This is a genomic window from Planomicrobium sp. YIM 101495, from assembly GCF_009707665.1.
Lineage (GTDB): Bacteria > Bacillota > Bacilli > Bacillales_A > Planococcaceae > Planococcus.
The window spans coordinates 1,265,548-1,287,963 of sequence record NZ_WLZW01000001.1 but is presented as its reverse complement, the minus strand read 5'-3'; the positions used below and the strand labels follow the sequence as shown (position 1 = coordinate 1,287,963).

The 22,416-nt window shown below is 48.0% G+C and carries 24 protein-coding genes; 22 read left to right on the top strand and 2 right to left on the bottom strand.

The window, feature by feature from the left end:
- Nucleotides 1-108 precede the first annotated feature (108 nt).
- The 12 genes from GIW82_RS06400 to GIW82_RS06345 all read left to right on the top strand — a co-directional run bounded on the left by GIW82_RS06400 (nucleotide 109) and on the right by GIW82_RS06345 (nucleotide 12,032).
- Nucleotides 109-1,500, top strand: a complete 1,392-nt coding sequence (locus GIW82_RS06400; protein WP_154749028.1) for a YfcC family protein — start codon at nucleotides 109-111, stop codon at nucleotides 1,498-1,500.
- A gap of 23 nt (nucleotides 1,501-1,523) precedes the next feature.
- Nucleotides 1,524-2,648: a M20 family metallopeptidase gene (locus GIW82_RS06395; protein ID WP_154749027.1), complete on the top strand. Its 1,125-nt coding sequence runs from the start codon at nucleotides 1,524-1,526 to the stop codon at nucleotides 2,646-2,648.
- A gap of 443 nt (nucleotides 2,649-3,091) precedes the next feature.
- Nucleotides 3,092-3,559, top strand: coding sequence for a hypothetical protein (locus GIW82_RS06390; RefSeq protein WP_154749026.1), 468 nt, complete (start codon nucleotides 3,092-3,094; stop codon nucleotides 3,557-3,559).
- A 135-nt stretch (nucleotides 3,560-3,694) separates the two neighbouring features.
- Complete coding sequence (locus GIW82_RS06385; RefSeq protein WP_154749025.1) at nucleotides 3,695-4,681, top strand: LacI family DNA-binding transcriptional regulator; 987 nt, start codon at nucleotides 3,695-3,697, stop codon at nucleotides 4,679-4,681.
- An 88-nt stretch (nucleotides 4,682-4,769) separates the two neighbouring features.
- On the top strand, nucleotides 4,770-6,050 hold the full coding sequence (gene hisD / locus GIW82_RS06380) for a histidinol dehydrogenase (RefSeq protein WP_154749024.1): 1,281 nt from the start codon (nucleotides 4,770-4,772) through the stop codon (nucleotides 6,048-6,050).
- 135 nt (nucleotides 6,051-6,185) lie between these two features.
- Complete coding sequence (locus GIW82_RS06375; RefSeq protein ID WP_154749023.1) at nucleotides 6,186-7,508, top strand: GntP family permease; 1,323 nt, start codon at nucleotides 6,186-6,188, stop codon at nucleotides 7,506-7,508.
- An 85-nt stretch (nucleotides 7,509-7,593) separates the two neighbouring features.
- Nucleotides 7,594-8,532 (top strand): 3-hydroxyacyl-CoA dehydrogenase family protein, encoded by a 939-nt coding sequence (locus GIW82_RS06370; RefSeq protein WP_154749022.1) that lies wholly within the window; start codon nucleotides 7,594-7,596, stop codon nucleotides 8,530-8,532.
- Nucleotides 8,529-9,293 carry an SDR family NAD(P)-dependent oxidoreductase gene (locus GIW82_RS06365; protein WP_154749021.1) on the top strand — a complete coding sequence of 255 codons (765 nt, stop codon included), beginning with the start codon at nucleotides 8,529-8,531 and terminating at the stop codon, nucleotides 9,291-9,293. The genes GIW82_RS06370 and GIW82_RS06365 overlap by 4 nt, the downstream gene beginning before the upstream one ends.
- 15 nt (nucleotides 9,294-9,308) lie before the next feature.
- Nucleotides 9,309-10,073, top strand: a complete 765-nt coding sequence (locus tag GIW82_RS06360) for a 3-hydroxybutyrate dehydrogenase (RefSeq protein ID WP_154749020.1) — start codon at nucleotides 9,309-9,311, stop codon at nucleotides 10,071-10,073.
- A gap of 115 nt (nucleotides 10,074-10,188) precedes the next feature.
- Nucleotides 10,189-10,653: an RNA polymerase sigma factor gene (locus GIW82_RS06355; RefSeq protein WP_154749019.1), complete on the top strand. Its 465-nt coding sequence runs from the start codon at nucleotides 10,189-10,191 to the stop codon at nucleotides 10,651-10,653.
- Entirely contained in the window at nucleotides 10,653-11,861 is a 1,209-nt protein-coding gene (locus GIW82_RS06350; protein WP_154749018.1) for a hypothetical protein, read from the top strand. Before GIW82_RS06355 ends, GIW82_RS06350 begins: the two co-directional genes overlap by 1 nt.
- Before the next feature lie 15 nt (nucleotides 11,862-11,876).
- A complete protein-coding gene (locus tag GIW82_RS06345; RefSeq protein WP_154749017.1) occupies nucleotides 11,877-12,032 on the top strand; it encodes a hypothetical protein in 156 nt (51 codons plus the stop codon).
- A gap of 115 nt (nucleotides 12,033-12,147) precedes the next feature.
- Here GIW82_RS06345 and GIW82_RS06340 read toward each other — a convergent pair whose 3' ends face one another.
- Both GIW82_RS06340 and GIW82_RS14845 read right to left on the bottom strand, forming a co-directional pair.
- Nucleotides 12,148-12,216 carry a hypothetical protein gene (locus tag GIW82_RS06340; protein ID WP_230309328.1) on the bottom strand — a complete coding sequence of 23 codons (69 nt, stop codon included), beginning with the start codon at nucleotides 12,214-12,216 and terminating at the stop codon, nucleotides 12,148-12,150.
- The gene (locus GIW82_RS14845; RefSeq protein WP_230309200.1) at nucleotides 12,189-12,338 is read right to left on the bottom strand and encodes a hypothetical protein; all 150 of its coding nucleotides are present in this window, start codon (nucleotides 12,336-12,338) and stop codon (nucleotides 12,189-12,191) included. The genes GIW82_RS06340 and GIW82_RS14845 overlap by 28 nt, the downstream gene beginning before the upstream one ends.
- A gap of 280 nt (nucleotides 12,339-12,618) precedes the next feature.
- Between GIW82_RS14845 and GIW82_RS06335 the strand changes: the two genes are divergently transcribed.
- From GIW82_RS06335 to GIW82_RS06290, 10 genes are all read left to right on the top strand, one after another.
- Nucleotides 12,619-13,284, top strand: a complete 666-nt coding sequence (locus GIW82_RS06335; protein ID WP_154749016.1) for a GntR family transcriptional regulator — start codon at nucleotides 12,619-12,621, stop codon at nucleotides 13,282-13,284.
- A gap of 2 nt (nucleotides 13,285-13,286) precedes the next feature.
- On the top strand, nucleotides 13,287-14,186 hold the full coding sequence (locus tag GIW82_RS06330) for an acetaldehyde dehydrogenase (acetylating) (RefSeq protein ID WP_154749015.1): 900 nt from the start codon (nucleotides 13,287-13,289) through the stop codon (nucleotides 14,184-14,186).
- Nucleotides 14,183-15,199 (top strand): 4-hydroxy-2-oxovalerate aldolase, encoded by a 1,017-nt coding sequence (gene dmpG, locus GIW82_RS06325; protein WP_154749014.1) that lies wholly within the window; start codon nucleotides 14,183-14,185, stop codon nucleotides 15,197-15,199. The genes GIW82_RS06330 and dmpG overlap by 4 nt, the downstream gene beginning before the upstream one ends.
- A gap of 53 nt (nucleotides 15,200-15,252) precedes the next feature.
- Nucleotides 15,253-16,239 (top strand): DctP family TRAP transporter solute-binding subunit, encoded by a 987-nt coding sequence (locus GIW82_RS06320; protein WP_195913966.1) that lies wholly within the window; start codon nucleotides 15,253-15,255, stop codon nucleotides 16,237-16,239.
- A gap of 60 nt (nucleotides 16,240-16,299) precedes the next feature.
- Complete coding sequence (locus GIW82_RS06315) at nucleotides 16,300-16,800, top strand: TRAP transporter small permease (protein WP_154749012.1); 501 nt, start codon at nucleotides 16,300-16,302, stop codon at nucleotides 16,798-16,800.
- Nucleotides 16,797-18,068 (top strand): TRAP transporter large permease, encoded by a 1,272-nt coding sequence (locus GIW82_RS06310; RefSeq protein ID WP_154749011.1) that lies wholly within the window; start codon nucleotides 16,797-16,799, stop codon nucleotides 18,066-18,068. The genes GIW82_RS06315 and GIW82_RS06310 overlap by 4 nt, the downstream gene beginning before the upstream one ends.
- A 16-nt stretch (nucleotides 18,069-18,084) precedes the next feature.
- The gene (locus GIW82_RS06305; RefSeq protein ID WP_154749010.1) at nucleotides 18,085-19,035 is read left to right on the top strand and encodes a C-terminal binding protein; all 951 of its coding nucleotides are present in this window, start codon (nucleotides 18,085-18,087) and stop codon (nucleotides 19,033-19,035) included.
- 187 nt (nucleotides 19,036-19,222) lie between these two features.
- Nucleotides 19,223-19,873, top strand: a complete 651-nt coding sequence (locus GIW82_RS06300) for a GntR family transcriptional regulator (RefSeq protein ID WP_154749009.1) — start codon at nucleotides 19,223-19,225, stop codon at nucleotides 19,871-19,873.
- A gap of 42 nt (nucleotides 19,874-19,915) precedes the next feature.
- Nucleotides 19,916-20,965 (top strand): ureidoglycolate dehydrogenase, encoded by a 1,050-nt coding sequence (gene allD, locus GIW82_RS06295; protein ID WP_154749008.1) that lies wholly within the window; start codon nucleotides 19,916-19,918, stop codon nucleotides 20,963-20,965.
- Nucleotides 20,966-20,997: 32 nt separating this feature from the next.
- A complete protein-coding gene (locus GIW82_RS06290; RefSeq protein WP_154749007.1) occupies nucleotides 20,998-22,416 on the top strand; it encodes an aldehyde dehydrogenase family protein in 1,419 nt (472 codons plus the stop codon).

The window sequence follows — 22,416 nt, the reverse complement described above, 5'->3', positions numbered from 1 at the left end:
ATTCTTATGCAGTTGATACGATAATCTTGAAATACATACTATTTGGGAAAGAAGAGGAACAGCCACTTGGCTTGGGACACCTTACCCGATGACGAAGGAGAGTAAATTATGGACACAGTGAAAAAGAAGCGTTTTGAAATGCCAGATGCATTCGTCATCATTTTTGGGATATTGATTCTGGCAGTACTGCTGACTTATATCGTGCCAGCAGGCGAATTCCAACGAGAGGAAGTCGATGGCCGTAACATTGTAATAGAAGGAACGTACGAGCGCATCGACAATCAGCCGACAACTTTATTGTCGACATTCACATCAATCCAGCAAGGACTGATTGATTCGGCACCAATCATCTTCATGGTCTTGATCATTGGTGGAGCGGTCGGCGTCATCGATCACACCGGCGCAATCAATTCAGGTGTCAATGCCTTGATCGGACGAGCAAAAAATCAGAAATACATATTAGTTGCCGTTTTCATCATGATTTTTGCCGTCATGGACTTTGTCGGGATTAGCGGAAATGCAATCATTGCCTTCATCCCGATCGGCATCGTTCTGGCCAAAGCGCTGAAGCTAGATCCAATCATCGGTGTCGCAATGGTCTACCTGGGGCAATATGTCGGCGTCGCAACAGGCACATTCGACCCGGTCATTACCGGACTTGCGCAATCGATTGCGGAACTGCCGCTGTTCTCGGGCTGGCATTTACGTCTTGTTGCATTCTTTATCTTACTCGCGATTACGATGACGTATATTTTGCTTTACGTAAAACGTATCAGTAAAGATCCATCGAAGAGTCTTCTGAAGTTTTCTGAAACAGACGGAACAGATCAGCTGAAAATTGAGGAATTCGGGCCGTTTACGGGTCGTCACAAATTGGTGCTTTTGACTGCACTTATTTTCATGGCAACGTTCATTTTTGGTGTCTTCCAATTCGAGTGGAGCACGAATGAACTTGCAGGTATTTTCATCATGATGTCGATCGCTGCAGCAATTGTAGGACGTCTTGGAATGAATGAATATGTGCAAGTCTTCATTAAAGGAGCGCAAGGAATCGTATACGGTGCGCTTGTCATCGGTTTGGCTAAGGCGGTTGTCATCGTACTGGAAAACGGGAAAGTCCTCGATACAATCGTCAACGGAGCGTTTACGCCAATGGCAGAGTTGCCGCTATTCTTAGCGGCACAAGCGATGTTCCTCTTCAACTTGTTGTTCAACTTGATCGTCACGTCCGGTACTGGCCAAGCAGCAATCGTCATGCCGTTCATGGTGCCACTTGCAGATATGCTTGATATTTCACGCCAAACGGCGGTTCTTGCGTTCAAACTTGGTGATGGAACAACGAACATCATCGCGCCGACTTCGGGCATTCTTATGGCAGTACTTGCAGTCGGAAAGATCCCATATTCGAAATGGTTCAAGTTTGTCCTGCCACTCGTCCTTCTTTGGGTAATCGTCGGCATCGTCATGGTCGGCCTCGCAGTTGTTACAGGGTATAAATAATTCGTAGAACAGGAGTGAAACGAATGGATCCAGTACTGAAATATATGGAAGATCATCACGAAGAATTGCTTGAAGATATTCGCTATCTTGTCGAAAGCGATTCGCCATCTTTGAACAAAGAGCTGAGCAATCAATGTGGAGCGCGTATCCAGGAATTGCTCGAACGTCACCTTGGTCACCAGGCGGAAGTGATTCCAGAGAAAGATTACGGCGACCACTTGAAGTTCGAGTCGGGAGAAGGAGAAGAATGTGTATTAATTCTTTCCCATTTCGATACGGTTTGGGATCCGGGCGAGCTAACTTATCGTGTAGAAGGCGATATTGCTTACGGACCAGGCATCCTCGATATGAAAGGTGGTCTCGTTCAAGCAATCTGGGCATTGAAAGCCATTCGCGAGCTCGGCTTGCCGATGGAAAAGAAAATCAAGTATTTGTTTACAAGTGAAGAGGAATTGAGCAGTCCCGTTTCGCGTCATGTCATCCGACGAGAAGCGGAAGGCTGCAGCTATGCACTCGTCACGGAGCCTCCTGTCGTCGGGACTGGGGCGCTGAAAACGGCTCGTAAAGGCTCGGCGCGTTACACTATCGAGTTCACTGGGAAGTCCGCGCATGCGGGGAACAACCATGAAGAAGGAGCGAGTGCGATTCGGGCCGCGGTACGTGTGACCGAATATCTGGAGTCACAAACGAACTACGAGCTTGGCACTACGCTGAATGTTGGGCTATTCCAGGGTGGCGGGAAACTGAACGTCGTCTCGGACCGTGCAGAAATTGGTGTAGACGTTCGGGCCTCGACGAATGCCGAACAGGAACGCATCAATCAGTTGATCCATGGTCTCACGCCACTTCTCGAAGGTACGGAACTTAAAGTACAAGGTGGTATCTCACGTCCGCCGATGGAGCGGACAGAAGCATCTGCCCAATTGTTCGAAATGGCGCGTGCAGTCGGGCAGGAACTTGGTCTTGATCTGAAAGAAGCTGCAGTCGGTGGCGTAAGCGACGGCAACCTGACTGCTGCCATGGGCATTCCGACAATCGATGGCCTCGGAGTATCCGGCGTCGGAATTCATGCGCGCAACGAACAAATCAATATCTCAGAACTCCCGAAACGCGCAGCGCTTATCGCGAAACTTTTGATGAAGCTGTGAAGGGGATTGCGCCAGACACTTGGGTGTCTGGCATTTTTTGTTTCTGTAGCTGGGGGTTCAGAGGCAGAGCTGGGACGGGTAACCGGGTATCGGGAAGCTTTAACCGGGCATCCAGGTCGAATAACCGGGGAACCGAAGCAGATAACCGGGCATCCGCTCCAAATAACCGGGGATACAGTGGGAAACGGGCGATAACCGACGTTGTACAGGATTTAATCGGTATTCATAAGATTTCAGACTCTAGACGTCGCTGGAAATTACCTTCTGTTGACAATCAAATCCACTTCACTATAATGAAACTCACTAGCACGTGAAATATGGAGCTCTTTGCTATCTCTTAAAATATTAGACACACATTTTCATGCACTTTTTTCTTGGGAAATTGATGTAGTGTGTTCAATTTTAGGAGATATTTTTGTGTTCGAATGAAAGGAGCGGGAATCATGGCAGATTGGGTTGAGAATTTACTGGTTGTCAGCGGGGATGAGCTGGCTTTGGAGAAGTGGAATCAGATTTTGGGAGGTGCGGATGGCACGCTCGTGAAATTATCGTTCGAAGCGTTGGTGCCAAGTCCCAAAGAGGAGAGAGATGACTTCTCGTGGGAGCTCACGAACTGGGGGACGAAGTGGAACACGGCACCCCACGGCATGGTCGAACAACGGGAAGAAGGCATCTTCTATGCATTCATGACGCCGTGGGATCCGCCGCTGCCGCTTCTTGAGACCATGTTCGATGAGTTCCCGGAACTTAGCTTCGAGCTGCGCTATCGTTATCAATACACGACCTACTCGAGCATATTGAGGAAACGCAAATCCATCGACTTCACCGCAACGGCGCTGCCAGTTGTTTACCGGAAATTGATTGATGAGCCGTTCGACGAGTTTCAGTGGGCGTTTAGGCCATTCGGATGACAGGGGGATGAGTGTTAGACGCTAAAGTCTGACACTCTTTTTCCACCTCCAAAATTCCAAAATAAATTTCCACGTGCCAACACCGCCATTATAGTGTATTCTGAAAGTCGAGAAATTTGGAAGGGGCTGAGGAGGATGAAGGCTGCTGTAACGGCGAAAGATGTGGCAAGATTGGCAGGCGTTTCCCAGTCTTCCGTATCGAGAGTGTTTTTTGACGGGGCGAAAGTGTCGGAGAAGACGCGGAATAAAGTAATGGCGGCCGCAGAAGAATTAGGGTACCGGCCGAATGAGTTTGCACGCAGCTTGATTACGAACCGGACAAGGATCATCGGGCTGGTGATGAAAGGCGTGCAGAACCCGTTTTATCCGCAAGTGCTGAAGCAGTTTACGACGGCTTTTAAGAAATGGGGATACAGTGTGCTGTTCGTGCATACGAACCATGACGAAATCGAGACGGACGATGTAGAGATGCTGCTGAACTATAACGTAGCGGGCGTGGTCATTACCGATGCGGAGCTGAGCTTGCAGGTAGCGGAGGAGTTCCGGGTCAATCAAATTCCGGTCGTCTTTTTCAACCGGAAATTGGATACCGATGAATTTTATTCGGTGTGCTGCAACAACTTTGAGGCGAGCCGGAAAGTTGCGGAGTATTTGATCGATAAAGGCGCGGAGGATATGGTTTATATCGCGGGGAACGCCAATACGTCGACAAGTCGGGAGCGGCAGAAAGGCTTTTTCGAGGTGCTTGATAAGCGGAACGTCGATTACCGGAAGTATGCGTCGGACTATACATATGAAGGTGGATATAAGACGGCGGTGCAGATCGTGGAGGGGAAGCAGTTGCCTGATGCGTTCTTTGTAGCCAATGACATTATGGCGCTCGGTGTGCTCGATGCGCTTGCAAAGCACGGGGTTGCGGTGCCGGCAGAGACGAAAGTGGTCGGGTTCGATAACATTGAAATGGCCGGCTGGTCTTCGTATGGCTTGACGACTTGGGAACAGCCGATTGAAAAAATGGTTGCGGAGACGGTCGGTTATTTACTGAAGGAAATCGAGGCGTATACTGGGCTCGCACAGGCAGTCGAAGTGGACGGCAGTCTTGTTGAACGGAGAACCACGTGAAAAGATGGTTGACTTTTTTGATAATGTGCCATATTCTTTCTCTAGAACGTTTTTGCATACGTATTCATTTAGAATGGAGGAATTAATTATGGTGAAAGTGTTTAAAGCAGGGAAATCACAGGAAGAAGTGAGCGCGAATGATTCCAAAGTGTCGGAAATCGTAGCGGGCGCCTTGAAAGATATTGAAACACGCGGTGACGCGGCGGTCAGAGAACTCTCGGAGAAATTCGATAAATGGGCACCTGAATCGTTCCGACTGACTGAAGCGCAAATAAATGAAATCGTTTCCAAAGTGCCGGGCGAAGTGATCGAAGACATCAAATTCGCTCAGAAAAACATCCGTGCATTCGCGGAAGCACAGCTTGCTTCATTGAACGATGTGGAAGTGGAGCACATCCCAGGCGTCATTCTTGGACATAAGAACATTCCGGTCGAAAGCGTCGGCTGTTACGTACCGGGCGGCCGTTACCCGATGGTTGCATCTGCGCACATGAGCGTCATGACGGCGAAAGTCGCTGGCGTGAAACGTGTCATCGCTTGTACACCACCGATCAACGGTGAGATTCCACACGCAACAATCGCTGCAATGTCTTTAGCTGGAGCTGATGAGATCTACTTGCTTGGCGGAATCCAGGCGATGGGGGCGATGGCAATCGGAACGGAAACAATCGAATCGGTCGACATGATCGTCGGACCTGGTAACGCATTCGTAGCAGAAGCGAAGCGCCAGCTTTACGGAAGAGTCGGCATCGACTTGTTCGCTGGCCCGACTGAAACGCTTGTTGTTGCAGACCACACGGCAGATGCAGAAATGATCGCGACAGACCTTCTTGGACAAGGCGAACACGGTCCGACGTCACCAGGTGCATTGATCACGACTTCTGAACAGCTTGCTGAAGAAACAGTGAAAGAAATCGAACGTCAGCTGGAAACATTGCCGACTGCAGACGTCGCACGCGTTTCTTGGGATGACTACGGCCAGATCCTGATCGTCGATTCCATCGAAGAAGCACGTATCGAAGCGGATCGTCTTGCATTCGAGCACGTTGAAATCTTGACGGAGGACCCGAACTACTTCTTGGAGCACATGACGAATTACGGTTGCTTATTCTTGGGTCCTGAAACGAACGTAGCTTACGGAGACAAAGTAATCGGGACAAACCACACATTGCCGACAAAAGGCGCAGCACGCTATACTGGTGGTCTGTGGGTTGGCAAGTTCATCAAAACTGTAACATACCAAAAAGTGACGACTCCTGAAGCGAGTGCGTACATCGGCGAATACGCTGCACGCCTGTGCCAGTTGGAAAACTTTGCAGGTCACGCAGAACAAGCACTTCTGCGTGTAAGACGTTACGGCAAAAAATAAGAGCTGGTCCAGACTGCGGGAGTGACTCCCGCAGTTTCTGTTCTTAAAAGGATGGCTGCCTCGTTCGGCACGCCTTTTTGCATGAAAGAAATTATCTATTCAGTAACTATTTAAAGGGGTTTGGGGGAATTTTTTATGTTAGGTATGATTGGTTTGATCGGCGGACTGGCGCTGCTGATTTATTTGACGATGAGAGGGATGAACTTGCTGATTGCTGCCCCTCTTACAGCGCTATGCGTAGCGATCCTTAACGGATTGCCGATATTTCCGCAGCTGGCTGCTGAAGGCGCAGAGAACTTTTTAACGAACTATATGAGCGGCTTCACGAGCTTCATCGCTTCTTGGTGGCTAATGTTCATGACGGGTGCCATTTTTGGTAAAGTCATGGAAGATAGCGGCGCGGCTGACAGTGTGTCGAAATGGATAGTCAGCAAAATCGGTATGAAACGTGCGGCTTTGGCTGTTGTCATCGCCTGTGCGGTCCTAACATACGGCGGCGTGAGCTTGTTTGTTGTAGCATTCTCGGTTTACCCAATGGCACTTAGCTTGTTCAAACAAGCGAACTTGCCACGACGCTTTATCCCAGCAACACTAGCGTTCGGTTCTACGACATTCACGATGACGTCTGCTGGTTCACCTGAAATCCAGAACTGGATTCCGATCGAATTCTTGGGAACGTCTCCACTTGCAGGGTGGGAAGTTAGTATTTTCGTTGCAGTATTCATGATGATTTTCGGTTACTGGTGGTTGAAGAAGATGATCAACAAAGCCATTTCAAAAGGCGAGCACTTTGTTGAACGTGCAACAGATCCTTCTGCGGAAGCGCGGAAAGATTTGCCGGATCCGCTACTTAGCATGATCCCGCTTCTTGTGGTCTTGCTTATTTCGTTCTTCTTCCACGATTCACTCGGTACATCTGCACTGATCATTGCTTTGACTGGTGGTATTCTTGCGACTTACATCATCAACCGCAAGTATTTCCGGAACATCGGGGAAGCATTCAGTGAAGGGGCAATGGGAGCGGTCATCGCAATTGCGAATACCGCTGCAGTTGTTGGTTTCGGCGGTGTCGTAAAAGCGACTCCAGCATTCGAATCAGCAGTCGGCGTCATGACAGACATTCCAGGAAGCCCGCTGATCGGTGGGGCACTAGCGGTTGCGATCATCGCTGGTTTGACTGGTTCATCATCCGGTGGACAAGCAATCGCATTGCCACTTCTTGCGCCGCACTATCTCGACTTGGGGGTCAACGCAGAGGCATTGCACAGAACGGTTGCCATTTCTTCCGGTTCTCTTGATTCCTTGCCGCAGGGCGGTTACGTTGTCACAACAATCCGCTCGATCGCTGGTGAGACGCACAAAGATGCTTACCCTGCATTCGGTGCAATGACCGTCGTCGTTCCATTACTAGGATCAGTGGTCGCAGTCATTCTCTTTTCATTCGGTCTAGGCCTATAAGATTCATCTACCCAACAGACTGGAAGCATTCCGGTTTGTTGGGTATCATTCGTTATACATATCATTATTTGGGGGAGTGTTCAGGATGGAAAAGATTTCGATTCTCGGCTGCGGTACGATGGGCCATTCAATCGCGTTATCAGCAGCATGGGCAGGACAGCCTGTGAAAGTTTACGGCATCAGCGAGACCGATCTGCAAACTGCCGCGAAAGGCCTCGGCCAGAAGCTCCAGGTCATGACGGACAACGAGTTGTTCTCTAAAGAGGAAGCGGAAGCGATCAACGGACGTATTTCCTTGTCGACATCTCTTCAAGAAGTTGTGGGAGATTCTACGTTCATCATTGAAGTGATTCCTGAGGTACTCGAGTTGAAACATAAGCTGTATGCACAGCTTGAAGAACTGGTGGCGGAAGACGTCATCATCGCGAGTAACACGTCCGGTTTCAAACCGAGCCTGCTTGCAGAACACTTGAAACACCCGAACCGTTTCGTCGTGACACATTTCTGGAACCCGGCACACCTTATTCCGCTTGTGGAAGTGGTTAAAGGACAGCACACGGATGAGTCAACTGTAGAACGTGCTATGGAACTGTTGAAGGTCATGAACAAGAAACCGATTCTCTTGAACAAAGAATTGCCAGGATTCATCGGCAACCGTCTGCAGTATGCGTTGTTCCGTGAAGCGCAGGCACTTCTTGACTCAGGCGCAGCGTCGAAAGAAGACATCGACGCAGCAGTGACATACAGCATCGGGCACAGGCTCCCTGTCACAGGGCCACTTATGACAGCGGACATGGGCGGACTGGACGTGTTCTCGGCCATTTCGAATTATTTGTTCGAAGACTTGTCGAAAGCGGACAGCTCCGGCGAAGTGTTGACAGGACTCGTGGAAGAGAAGAAGCTAGGTGACAAAGCAGGCGAAGGATTTTATGAGTGGGACGAGGAAACTTCCCGGGAAATCAATGCGGAACGGGAGCAGACACTCGTTCATTTCCTGAAGCAGGACTTGGAGGCGGGAAAATGAGCAATTATTTCACGGAACTTGCAGATAAGACGATCATCGTCACGGGCGGCAGTAAAGGAATTGGGAAAGACATCGCGCTGACATTCGCCAAGCTGAATGCCAATGTCGTCATTTCCGGGAGAAATCAGGCGGCACTCGATGAGACGCTGGCGGAATTACAGTCACATAATCCACGGTGCATTGCAGTTGCAGGAGATTTGAGCGACATCGAAGAAGTGAAACGGCTCGTCGACACCGCTGCAGAAACGTTTGGCACAGTCGATGTGCTCGTAAATAACGCAGGCGTGAACATCGCGAAGCCTGCGATAGAAGTAACGGAGGAAGATTGGGATACTGTTCTTGATTTGAACTTGAAGACAGCCTTTTTCGCAAGCCAAGCTGCAGCGAAGTATATGCTCGCGCAAAAGGGCGGGCGCATCATCAACATCGCGTCCCAAATGGCGTTTGTCGGCTTCATCAAGCGCGCGGCATACTGTTCGAGCAAAGGCGGCCTTGTGCAGCTGACGAAGGCACTGGCCGTTGAATGGGCGCAAGAAGGCATCCGGGTCAATGCAGTCGCACCGACCTTCATCGAAACGGAATTCACAGCGAAAATGTTCGAAGATAAAGACTTTGAAAAAGAAGTCCACAGCCGCATCTTGCTGGACGGATTGTCCCAGCCGAAAGACACGTCGGGAGCGGTGTTGTACCTCGCTTCGGATTTAGCGAATTTCGTCACGGGCGAAACGATCAAAGTGGACGGCGGCTGGACCGCGATCTAATCAGGAGGGGTTTAGATGGAAGGAAAAGTATTATTCATTACAGGAGCGGCACGGGGCATCGGCTACGACATCGCACAGGCGTTTTCGGAGGCGGGCGCGAAAGTGGTCATCTCCGACTTAGTACAAGACACAGTAGAAGCGGCTGCAGCGAAACTGCCGGGCATTGCTGCAGGCATCGTCTGTGACGTGACGAAAGAAGCGGACATCAAGAGCGCAATCGAGTTCACAGTGGAAAAATATGGACGGCTGGACTTTCTCGTCAATAATGCCGGCATGCAGCACGTTTCACTACTTGAAGATTTCCCGACAGAAAAATTCGAACTCCTCGTCCAGATCATGCTGACGGCACCATTCATCGCGACAAAGCACGCATTGCCGCACATGCGCAAGCAGAAATTTGGCCGCATCATCAACATGGCATCGATCAACGGCGTCATCGGGTTCGCAGGAAAAGCGGCTTACAACTCTGCCAAGCACGGCGTCATCGGCTTGACGAAAGTCGCAGCACTGGAAACAGCAGCAGACGGCATTACAGTCAACGCCATCTGCCCGGGCTACGTCGACACGCAGCTCGTACGCAATCAATTCGCAGACCTGGCGAAAACGCGCAACATCGAAGTGGAACAAGTACTTGAAGAAGTGCTTTATCCACTCGTTCCACAAAAACGTTTGCTCGACATCAAGGAAATCACAGACTTGACGCTCTATATTGCCAGCGAATCGGCGAAAGGCATGACAGGGCAAGCGGTCGTCCTGGACGGCGGGTATACGGTCCAGTAAGAGAAAGGCGAGTGCCAGACACCAAAGTGTCTGGCACTCATTTTTTTTCAAACACTTCGCGCTTCTCATCCGTTATCTTAGGGAATAAGGAAATACACAGAAAGTGGGGGATGGAATGGGAGCGGAATTGATGTATGAAAATCTCGAAGATGACTTGATCCGTTTTGCCCGTTCCATCGCCCGGCACGAGCAGGAAGCGTACGATCTTGTGCAAGATGCACTGGAAAAGTCGCTGGGAGAGGACAATCTGCTGGAGCTGCCGATTTACAAGCAGCGGGCCTGGTTCTTCCGAGTCATGAAGAACCGCTTGATTGATGACCGCAGGAAAGAGGCGCGTTTGTCCATCTGGGAAGAGGAGACGGATTTTCCCGAGCGGCAATACGCTGTGAGCCAGTTGGAAATGAGTGATTTATTATCCCACTTGTCCCCGGATTTGAGCGACCTCGTGTTCAAACGCTATTGGCTCGGCATGACAAGCAAGGAAATCGGGGAGCAGCTGGACATTCCGGCAGCGACCGTGCGCTACAAATTGCATGTTGCGATTAAAAAATTGAGAAAAGCGATGGAGGAGGATTTTTGATGAAACAGCGAATCGGGAACGTAGGCGTCTTGAATTTATTGAATGCAACGGAAGAAAGCGTACAAGGATATGAAAAAATCGGCAATGTCGGGGTGGTCTTATACCGCACAGGCCAAAGCGGGCTGCTCGCATCGCTGAATATCGGCAACGTCGGGAAGACGATCGAAGTGCCGGACGGCTACAGTTATTTCAATGGTATTCTGACGATCGATGCGGCGTATGTTAGCTCGCTGACGAAACAGTTGAAAATGGTCGTCAATGGCACAGTAATTCTGGCGAACGACCTGACAGCTGAGCAGTTGGAAACGGAAAACATGGACTTCATCATCAACGGTACGATTTATGTGCCAGCACATTTGACGGGCATGGTGAGTCAGCTGTTCTCGGAAGGCAGCCGCTCCGTTCACACATATGAAGACACTCCGCCCCGTTTTGAAAATGGTGCTGTCGAGCTGAGCAATTCCTATTTGCGCGCAGCGAAAGGACCGCTGCATCTGGTCGTTAACGGAACTCTGACGTTACCGCAAGACTTGGATATGGAGCTGTTCAACCAAAAAATCAGCGATATCGAAGTAAACGGCTTGGTGACTGTGCATGCAGAGCAGGAAGAATCGCTGCATGCAAAGATGAGCAGCGCACCGAATGGCGTCGTTCAAGTCATTCCGGCGGGCTATCTGCCGTTACGTAAGTCTTTGAAACTCAACTCGCGCTCGATCCGCAGCTTGAAGAAAGCGAAGCTGCTGACAAAAAAACCGCTCATTCTTGAAAAGGATTTGTCGCGCGAAGCGTTTGACGCAGCGATTTCACGAATCAATTCTAAATCCTTCATCGTTTGCCATGAAGAAATCGAAGATCTTGTCTATGAAAAGCTGGACCGTTTGGAAACGGAAGTGTTGTCATTTGATGATCGATTCGTTCTGATCGAAGGGGATGAGACATGGACGAAGAGCCGCTTCGAGTCGTTCGCAGAACCATTGACACTCATTGTGAACGGGCTTCTCACAATCTCTTCGGATGTGACAGAAGAGACGGTCCAAAATAGCTTGTCTTCTATTGATTTGCTGGGCGAAATCCAAGTCATGGAGCCGAAATTATTCGGCGCTGTGCAAGCGAAAATCCGTGCGAATAGCGGAGAGCTGAAAGAACAAACGACAGAAGAAGTCAATCCAGCAGCCGCTATGCAAAATATCGGGGAGCTATCCCTGTAAATGGGAGGAAATCGTATGTTCCGGACAGATGATGCAGTTGTCAAACAGAAAATCGCTGACTTGCATTCAGAAGCCAAATCCCGCCACTTGAAACAGCAATTCCGCCACAAAGAAAACCGTCCGATCAGACCGTTTTGGATCGTCCTGCTCACATCGATCGGGATGAGATAAGTTCAGAAAAAGTGCCAGACACAAAAGTGTCTGGCACTTTTGTGTCTGGCACCTCAAATACCCCCCAGCAGATCAATCCGCTGGGGCATTCATATGATTAGGAGGAAACTTCCGCTTACAACGACATGCCCGCATCGACGACAAGCTCGGTGCCAGTCACACGCCCAGCTTCGTCGGACGCCAAGTAAAGTGCTGCGTTCGCAAGTACAACTTTCGCGCCTTCTTCCGCGAAGCGTTTTGCGATTGTCGCTCCGATCCCGAACCACTTCCTGTTACGATTGCTATTTTATTGTCTAATCTAGCCATTCAAAATCTCCTCTAAATTAAGTGATATGATTCAGAAAAAATCTCGTACGCCCCCATTACAGGTCATTAGGAGGTGGAAAGGGTGGCATTTGCTCCGTGTCGTAAAATCTGTACCACGCCTCTTTTTCAATCTATATCTTCAGAAAGAAATAAGACTAAAAAAAATTTAATGTTTAAAATAGTATTGACAATTCTGACTGCAAGCGGTTACATTACTTGTAGTGTTATCTGTTAACAGTTTACAACGAGAGTTCAGAAAACTATATTATGAGGTGGTTGTTTGCTTGAGGTAGAAAAAAGGCCGATAAGCGACCAAGTTTTGGATTATTTGAGGAAGAAGCTTTTACTGCAAGGTTTTGAAGAAGGGGAGCATCTTAAGGAATCCATCCTTTCTAAAGAACTGAATATCAGCCGTGGTCCGATCAGAGAAGCAATTTCTCAGCTTGAACGAGAAGGACTCGTGCAAAGAGCCGCTAATGGGCGCGCAATTGTACAACCATTCGGCGAAAAGGATATTCGTTATCTATACGATAGTCGTATTCTGCTTGAGACCTACGCTTTGACTCAGCTGGAACCAGATCTCTTGGAAGAAGGAAAACAGCTCCTCTATGAAGATTTGAAGAAGATGGAAGAAACAGTCGCAGGCAAAGGGTTGAACGTTGATGCGGATTTGAGTTTCCACTGTTGTTTGGTCAAGATGACAGGAAACAAAACATTGATCAGTTTATGGTCTTCGATGAATGGCGTCATTAAGACACTGATCGAAGTCACATCAGAATTCACTGCCGGAAGGCAAAAAGATATCGTTTCAGAACATAAGGTCGTGGTGGATGCAATCTTCGATGGTGACATCGAGCTGGCACAACAGCTTCTCGAACGCCACTTGACTGGTGCATCCGACTACTACAGCAAAGCAGTCCTGGAACTGCAAGAGGGGAGAAATTGATTATGGTACAACAAAAAGTGAAATGTGCGATTATCGGTTCCGGAAACATCGGAACAGATCTTATGTATAAGTTATTGAGAAGTGAAACATTGGAGCCGACGGTTATGATCGGTATCGATCCGAATTCCAAAGGATTGGCGTTAGCGAAAGAGCATGGGTTAACTCCTGTTTATAACGGAATCGAAGGATTCAAGGAAATCCATGAGCAAGCGGATATCGTCTTCGAAGCAACTTCAGCGAAAGCCCACTTGGAAAACGCGAAGATCCTGAAAGAGCTCGGAAAAAAAGCAATCGACTTAACGCCAGCTGCAGTAGGGCCGTTCATCATTCCAGCAGTTAACTTGGAATCTGCAGACATTACGAGCTTGGACAACGTCAACATGGTGACATGTGGTGGCCAGGCAACGGTTCCGATCGTTAAAGCGATCTCGGATATTGTGAAAGTGCCTTACGCTGAGATCGTTTCATCGATTTCAAGTAAAAGTGCTGGACCAGGAACTCGCCAAAACATCGACGAATTCACAGTGACGACAGCGAAAGCGTTGCGTGAAGTCGGTGGAGCTGCAGAGTCGAAAACATTGATTGTCTTGAACCCGGCAGAACCGCCAATTTTGATGCGTAACACAATCTTCGTAAAAATCGAAGAGCATTCAGAAGAGATACATGAGCAAGTGAAAGCTTCAATCGATGACATGATCGCGAAGCTTCAGCAATACGTACCAGGTTACCGCTACAAGTCAGAGCCGGTATTCAAGGAAGATACAGTAACTGTTCAAATCGAAGTAGAAGGCATGGGTGATTTTCTTCCTAAATATGCAGGGAATTTGGATATCATCACATCGGCTGCCATTCGTACAGCTGAATTGATTGCAGGATCAATGGCTAAGGAGGTACAAGCATGACTTCAAAAAAAGTATTGATTAACGACGTAACATTACGTGATGGCATGCACGCCATTTCTCACCAGTACACGAATGAGCAAATTGCATTGCTGACACGACTGCTTGACGAGTCAGGAGTCGACATTATCGAAGCGACACACGGAGATGGACTTGGCGGAAGCTCAATCCAGTTCGGATTCTCGAAAGAAACGGAAGATGATATCATCCGTACGACAGTCGAGAACGCGAAGAACGCAAAAGTTGCAGTCTTGTTGCTGCCGGGTGTCGGAACGATCGACCACTTGAAAAATGCGCAGCAGCTTGGAGCGGAAGTGGTACGTGTTGCAACACATTGTACGGAAGCGGACGTTTCAGAACAACACATCAAAGCAGGTGTGGAGCTTGGAATGGATACAGTCGGCTTCTTGATGATGTCTCATCGGACCACTCCTGAAAACTTGTTGGAAGAAGCGAAGAAAATGGAGTCGTACGGTGCAGGAACGATTTACGTCGTAGACTCTGCAGGTGCTTTGACGATGGATGATGTAAAACGTCGCGTTTCATTGTTCAGAGAGAATCTTTCTACAGATATTGGATTCCATGCGCATAACAACTTGTCTCTTGGCGTTGCGAACTCAATTGTCGCTCTTCAAGAAGGTGTCGACCGGATCGATGCGAGTCTTGCTGGTATGGGAGCTGGAGCGGGGAACGCTGCACTGGAACAACTTGTAGCAGTAATGAACAAAATGGACATTCCGCATAACGTGGACTTGTTCAAGACAATGGACGCAGCAGAAAATGTTGTGAAACCGATGATGACGCGTCCGGTGCAGATTGACCGCTTGAGCTTGATGCTTGGATACACAGGCGTTTACTCGAGCTTCCTCTTGTTCGCTGAGCGGGCAGGTAAAGAATACGGAGTAGATGCACGTGATATTTTAGTTCGTGTTGGAGAAATGAATGCTGTTGGTGGACAAGAAGATTGGATCATCGGAATTGCACAGGAACTGGCAAAAGAAAAACAAAAAGCATAAGGGGGAAATGAAAAATGAAAAAATGGGGATTAGTATTAATAATTGCTGCTTTTATGACAATCTTGGCAGCGTGTGGTGGCGATGAAGAAGCTGACGCAGGTGAGTCATCAGACTCCGGGGATGCATTCGTAATTAAAGCAGGACATGCTACAACGACTGAGCACTTTGGACACAAATCTTTCGAGAAATTTAAAGAATTGGTCGAAGAGAATTCTGATGGAAAGATCACTGTAGAAATTTACCCGAACAGCCAGCTGGGCGGGGAACGTGAAATGATCGAAGCGGTTCAATTGGGCAACTTGACGATGGCAGCTCCTTCAAGTGCACCATTGACAGCATTCAGCCCTGGTATGTACTTGTGGGATATCCCGTATTTGTTCACCGATGCTGCTCAAGCGCATAAAGCGTTGGACGGGGAAGTAGGTCAGGAAGTACTGGATCAATTGTCGGAAGTCGGCATCAAAGGGCTCGGTTATTGGGAAAATGGATTCCGTCATTTGTTCAATAACAATGTAGCAGTTTCTTCAATGGAAGATATGAATGGATTAAAGATGCGTACACTAGAAAGCCAGCAGCAGATCAAAGCATGGAATGCTACTGGAGCGAACTCTACACCGATCGCATTCAACGAGCTGTATACAGCATTGCAACAAGGGACAGTTGATGCTGCTGAAGGACCGTTAGCACTTACGTATGCACAGAAATTCCAGGAAGTAACAGAGTATTTGACACTGACAGGCCACATGTATTCTCCTTGGCCAGTAATTTTCAACCAAGGATTCTATGATAGCTTGCCAGCAGATTTGCAGACAGTTGTAGAAGATGCAGTAATCGAGGCGCGTGATTATAACCGTGAATTATCCGCTGAAGATGAAGGTGCATCTCTTGAGTTGTTAACAGGTGAAGGATTGGAATTGGTCGAGATTTCTGATGAAGAGAAAGCGAATTTCCAAGAAGCGATGGAAGTCGTTTACCCTGAAATCAAGGAATTGGCTGGTGCGGAATTGTTTGACCTTTTGATGGAAGAGTTAGGCCGATAATGAACTAAATCCGGACAGTCAGCCAATGACTGTCCGGTCCTATTTAAGGGAGGTCGTCTTATGAAAAACTTGCTTAGGATCTTGAATGGATTCGAGAAAGCATTTATTACAGCATCGATGATTGTTATGGTCATTTTGATTTTCCTTCAAGTGTTTACACGCTATGTCCTTGGGGATGCGATGTCCTGGACAGAAGAGGCTTCACGTTATTTGTTCATCTGGCTGATTTTCCTATCAGTCGGCATTGCCTTTGTCGAGAAGAGGCATATTGCAATCGATCTCATCATGGAGCGTTTACCAAAAACACTTCAACGTGTTCTTCAGCAATTTGTCTACATATTATTGATGGCTCTTTCTGTCTTCCTATTGATTCAAGGTTACTTATTGGTTGAACAAATGCAGACCTTCAACCAGAAGTCTGCAACTTTACAAATACCGATGTGGATTGTGTATACTTCCCTACCGGTAGGATTTCTCTTTGCGATCCTCCGCTTGGTTCAAGCATCTATCCATATTTATCAAGATGAGGAACCAGAGCATAAGGAGGGACCGATTGTATGAGTGCTTCAATCGTTTTATTCGTTTCACTGATCGTTCTACTATTATTGTCTGTTCCGGTTGGCTTCTCATTATTGATCGCCAGCCTAGTGACGATTCTATTCACTGATGTTTCTTTGCCGTTCAGCTTGATGACGCAAGTAATGATTACAGCTAACGACTCATTTCCTTTGATGGCGATTCCATTCTTCATTTTGGCAGGAGTGCTGATGGGGAAAGGCGGAGTTTCTGAGAGGTTATTGAACATCGCAAGTTCGTTCGTCGGCCATTACCGCGGCGGTTTCGCGATTGCAACGATTTTGACTGCAATGTTCTTCTCGGCTATTTCGGGTTCAGGTCCTGCGACTGTTGCAGCGATCGGAACAATCATGATTCCTGCGATGGTCAAGCGCGGCTACAGTAAAGTATTCGCTACAGCATTGATCGCAGCAGCAGGGACAATCGGAATCGTCATTCCACCGAGTATTCCTTTGGTAATTTACGGGGTTTCTTCTGGAACGTCCATTGGGGACTTGTTCATGGCAGGAATCATCCCGGGTATCTTAATGGGCTTAAGTTTAATCATTTGGGCTGTTCTGCATGCACGTAAACATGCTTATGAGACAGACCCACGTGCTACATGGAAAGAGAGATTACAGGCAATCAACCGTGGGAAAGGTGCACTCTTGATGCCGGTCGTAATTTTGGGCGGGATTTACGGCGGGATTTTCACACCGACAGAAGCTGCAGTTGTAGCGGTTGTATACGGTTTAGTTCTAAGCTTCTTGATTTACCGCGAGATGACTTGGAAAGAATCATTGGCTGCTGTTTACGATTCATCACTTACAACTGGAACAATCATGCTGATCATCGCAGCAGCTGCGGTATTCGGCCGTATCTTGGCACTGGAACAAATTCCGAATGAAGTGGCATCTGCAATGTTGAGCATTACGGATAATCCGATTATCTTTCTGCTATTGATCAACGTTTTGCTTTTGGTTGTCGGTACGTTCATGGAAACCATCGCGGCAGTCATTATCCTGACGCCAGTCCTATTGCCGCTGGCGATGCAAATGGGCATCGACCCGATTCACTTCGGGATCATCATGATCGTCAACTTGAGTCTTGGGTTCATTACACCGCCACTCGGATTAAACTTATTCGTAGCTTCAAGTGTATCCAATATCAAGATCGTTCAATTGAGTAAAGCGATCATTCCACCTTTCATAGGGCTGGTTATCACGTTGTTGATTGTAACTTATATTTCAGGATTGTCTTTGATTTTGACGTAGAAAGGAAGAATCAATTATGTTTAAAGTAACGCTCGTCGACCATGATTGGGAAGATACGCTTCTGGAAGAACGGATTTTCAAAGAAGCTGGGGTCGAATTGACGATTCTTCAATCGCATGACAAAGCTGAAATTATCGAGGCTGCTAAGAAAAGTGATGCTCTGCTGATCTTGTATGCAAATATTGACCGGGAAATCATGGAAGCAGCACCGAACTTGAAGCTGATTTCACGTTTTGGGATCGGCATCAATATGGTCGATCTTGAAGCAGCTAAAGAGCTTGGCATTCAAGTGGCGAACGTCAATGACTATTGTATAGATGAAGTTTCCGATCATGCGCTTGCGTCAATCCTTTCTGCAGCACGAAGATTGTTCCTCCATGATCGGCACACAAGAAACGGCGAATGGGATTTCAAGAAAGCTGAAATTCCGTTACGCTCAAGTGAAGCGGTCGTCGGCCTTCTCGGTTACGGGAAGATTCCGCGCCGTCTAGGTGAAAAGCTGAAAGCGATCGGTTACCAAGTGAAAGCTTACGACCCTTTCGTCACGGAAGAACAGATGGCGCAAGAAGGAGTTGTGAAAGCGGAAGTCGATGAAATCATGTCGAGCAGTGACTTCGTTTCGGTTCATGTACCACTGATCAAGGCAACGCATCACTTGGTCGGAGAAGCCGAATTGAACATGATGAAGTCGACCGCCTATATCGTCAATACGGCGAGAGGTCCGATCATCGATGAGAAAGCACTGGTGGCTGCTCTGCAAAAAGGGCAGCTTGCAGGTGCATTCCTCGATGTGACAGAGGAAGAGCCTTTGCCGCGTGAACACGCACTGCGCGAGATGAATCAAGTTGTTCTGACACCTCATGCTGCATGGTATTCAGTAGATGCTTACCGTGAAATCCGAGAAAAAGCAGTCATGAATATCGTGGATAAAGCGACTGGGAAAGATCCGGCTTACTTGATTAAATGAATGTTTGGCAGCATCGCTCATTATGAGTGGTGCTGTTTTTGGGTTTAATCGTATATTTTTTAATGATCCTTTCTCTGTTTTTTAATGATTGTCATATTGAAAACGATTTTTATTGACTAAATCATATATTATTAGTACACTAATTTTATATTCAATTAATTCCAACTAATTCAGAAGGAGGTCTCCCATGACGACGATGAAACGGGAAGTCACCGACTATGCCTATAACTCATTGAAAGAAATGATTTTTGAATGGCAATTGCCTCCTGGTGAGAAAATAAATATTTCCCAGCTAGCACAACGAATCGATGTCAGTACGATTCCGATACGTGAAGCACTGACTCGCTTGAGTGTCGAGAAGCTGGTTATCCAAGAACATAACAAAGGGTACCGTGTCAGTGAGATCCTGGATGCGAAAAGCATGAGGGATATGCTCGAGGTGCGTATCCTGCTGGAAAGCGATGCGGCTGAAAAAATCATCCGCGCCAACCAGATGGAGCTTTTGCCGAAACTGGCGGAGTTGACGGAAGAGATGTCGTTGGTGGATACAAACGAGTCATATAAGAAAGTCATCGAGTTTGTCCGATTAGACGATCAGTTCCATCACCTCTTAATGGAGGCGGGTGGCAACGATTTCTTGACGAGTGCGCATGCAAATTTATATAGCCACCTTCATATCGCACGTTTTTACCATGTGAGAGGGGAAGTAGATCAGGAAGACGCGGTCAAAGAGCATAAAGAGATTATCGAAGCGCTGCGGACACGTGATGTCTTTCGAACATTAACAGCAATTTCCGGGCACGTACGAAACGTGCGGAACCGTGTGTTGGAATATTGATAAGCGGCTAAGTGAGTAAACAAGAAGCAGGAGGGGACAGATTTGAACGTCACAAAAGATGAACTGATGAATTTGATCCAAGCGAAACTGACAAAAGCCGGACTGAGCGGGGAGCACGCATCAGTCGTTGCAGATGTGCTGGCATTCGCTGATGCGAAAGGTGCGCATTCACACGGTGCAATCCGCGTGGAATATTATGCGGAACGAATCGTTAAAGGCGGCATCAATGCCAACCCGAATTTCAAATTTGAAAAGACCGGACCAAGTACAGCCGTGTTCCACGGAGATAATGCGACGGGACATGTTGCTGCAAAGCAGGCGATGGATGAAGCGATTCAAATGGCGAAGACGAATGGTGTAGCAATTGTAGGGGTACGCCAAATCTCCCATAGCGGGGCACTTGCATATTTCGTCCAGCAAGCAGCTCGTGAAGATCTGATTGGAATCTCAGTGTGTCAGGCGGATCCGATGGCAGTCCCATTCGGTGGATCGGAAGCTTATTACGGCACGAATCCGATTGCGTTCGCAGCACCTGGAAAGAATGGCAAGATGATTACATTCGATATGGCGACGACGGTGAAAGCTTGGGGCAGGATCTTAGAGGCCCGCTCGAAGAACGAAATGATTCCCGATACATGGGCAGTGGATAACGAAGGGAACCCAACGAGGGATCCGTTCAAAGTTGGAGGTCTATTGCCGATTGCTGGAGCTAAAGGTTTCGGCCTGGCGATGATGGTCGATATCCTTTCCGGTGTTCTTCTCGGCCTTCCTTTTGGAAACCAAGTCAGTCCACTTTACGGTGATTTGACGCAGGACAGAAACCTCGGCCAATTGCATATCGTCATCAACCCGGCGTTCTACTCAGATCTCGAGACATTCAAGGCGAACATCGAGCAGACGATGGCGGACATGAACAACATGAAGCCGGCACCAGGCTATGAAAGCGTCCAATACCCAGGTCAAGGAAGCGAAGCGAGAGCGCTGGCAAGTGAAGAGAACGGTATCGAAATCGTAGATGAGATTTATGAGTATCTCGTTTCGGATGCAATTCACCACGACCGTTATCACAATTACGATCCTTTTGCCGATTGAAAATATGAATTGAATACAAGGAGGAATTAGAAATGGAAACTTACGGACATTATATTAACGGAGAATGGATTCAAAGCGAAGAATGGATTCCTGTCTACCACAAATACTCTGGTGAAGAGTTTGCACGGATCGGAAAAGCGGACCGGGCAATGGTCTCTAGAGCGATCGAGAACGCTGAAACGACGTTCAAGACGAAGAAACTAAGTGAAGTCGAGCGTTACAACATCTTAATGAAAGCAGCAGAACTCTTCAAGGAGCGCCGTGAAGAGTTGGCGAACATCCTTGTTTATGAAGCTGGGAAAGTGATGAAAGATGCAGCAGCTGAGATTGACCGCGGCATCCAGACGTTCATCGCATCTGCTGAGGAAGCGAAACGAATCGTCGGTAAAGGGATTCCGTTGAACTTGGGCGGTGGTGAAAATAAAATCGCATTCACTGTCCGTGTCCCGGTTGGTGTCGTAGCAGCAATCACGCCGTTCAACTTCCCGTTCAACTTGACTGCACATAAAATCGGACCAGCAATTGCGGCAGGTAACACAGTTGTATTGAAGCCGACGAAAGTGACGCCGATCATCGCATGTAAGATGGTCGACATTTTGACAGAAGCTGGCCTGCCAGCAGGATTCTTGAACCTAGTGAATGGATCAGGAAGCGAAACGGGCGAGTACTTGCTTGAAGACGAGCGAATCAATATGTACACGTTCACTGGAAGCCCTGCTATAGGGAAACACTTGAAGAGCAAAACTGGAATCCGTAAAGTGGCATTGGAGCTCGGGAATAACTCTCCGAACATCGTCCATAAAGATGCACCAGATGTGGAGCAGGCTGCAGAGCTTTGCGCGACGCGCGGTTTCTCGAATGCTGGGCAAGCATGTATTTCCGTTCAGCGCATTTATGTCCACGAAGACATCGCAGAAAAGTTCATCGAAAAAGTAGTCAGCACTACTGAAAGTTTGAAAGTCGGAAACCCGGAAGACCCTTCAACGGATGTCGGACCGATGATCAGCGAGTCTGAAGCAAAACGTGCAGACCAATGGATTCAGGAAGCGGTCGAACAAGGTGCGAAAATCGCAGTTGGTGGCAAGCGAGAAGGTTCGGTTCTACAGCCGACTGTTTTGACGAACGTAACAAGCACGATGAAAGTCGTTTGTGAAGAAGTATTCGCACCAGTTATCAGCATCTTGATCTACAACGATATCGACGAAGCTTTCGCACAAGCGAATGATTCTAACATGGGTCTGCAAGTCGGACTCTTCACTTCAAATATCGGTCTAGCGATGCGCGCCGCACAGGAACTGCAATTCGGCGGCGTCATCATCAACAACGTTTCGACTTACCGGACGGATGTCATGCCTTACGGCGGAGTGAAAGACAGCGGCGTAGGCAAGGAAGGTCCGCATTATGCAGTCGAAGAAATGACTGACGAACGATTGGTAGTAATCGATTTATAA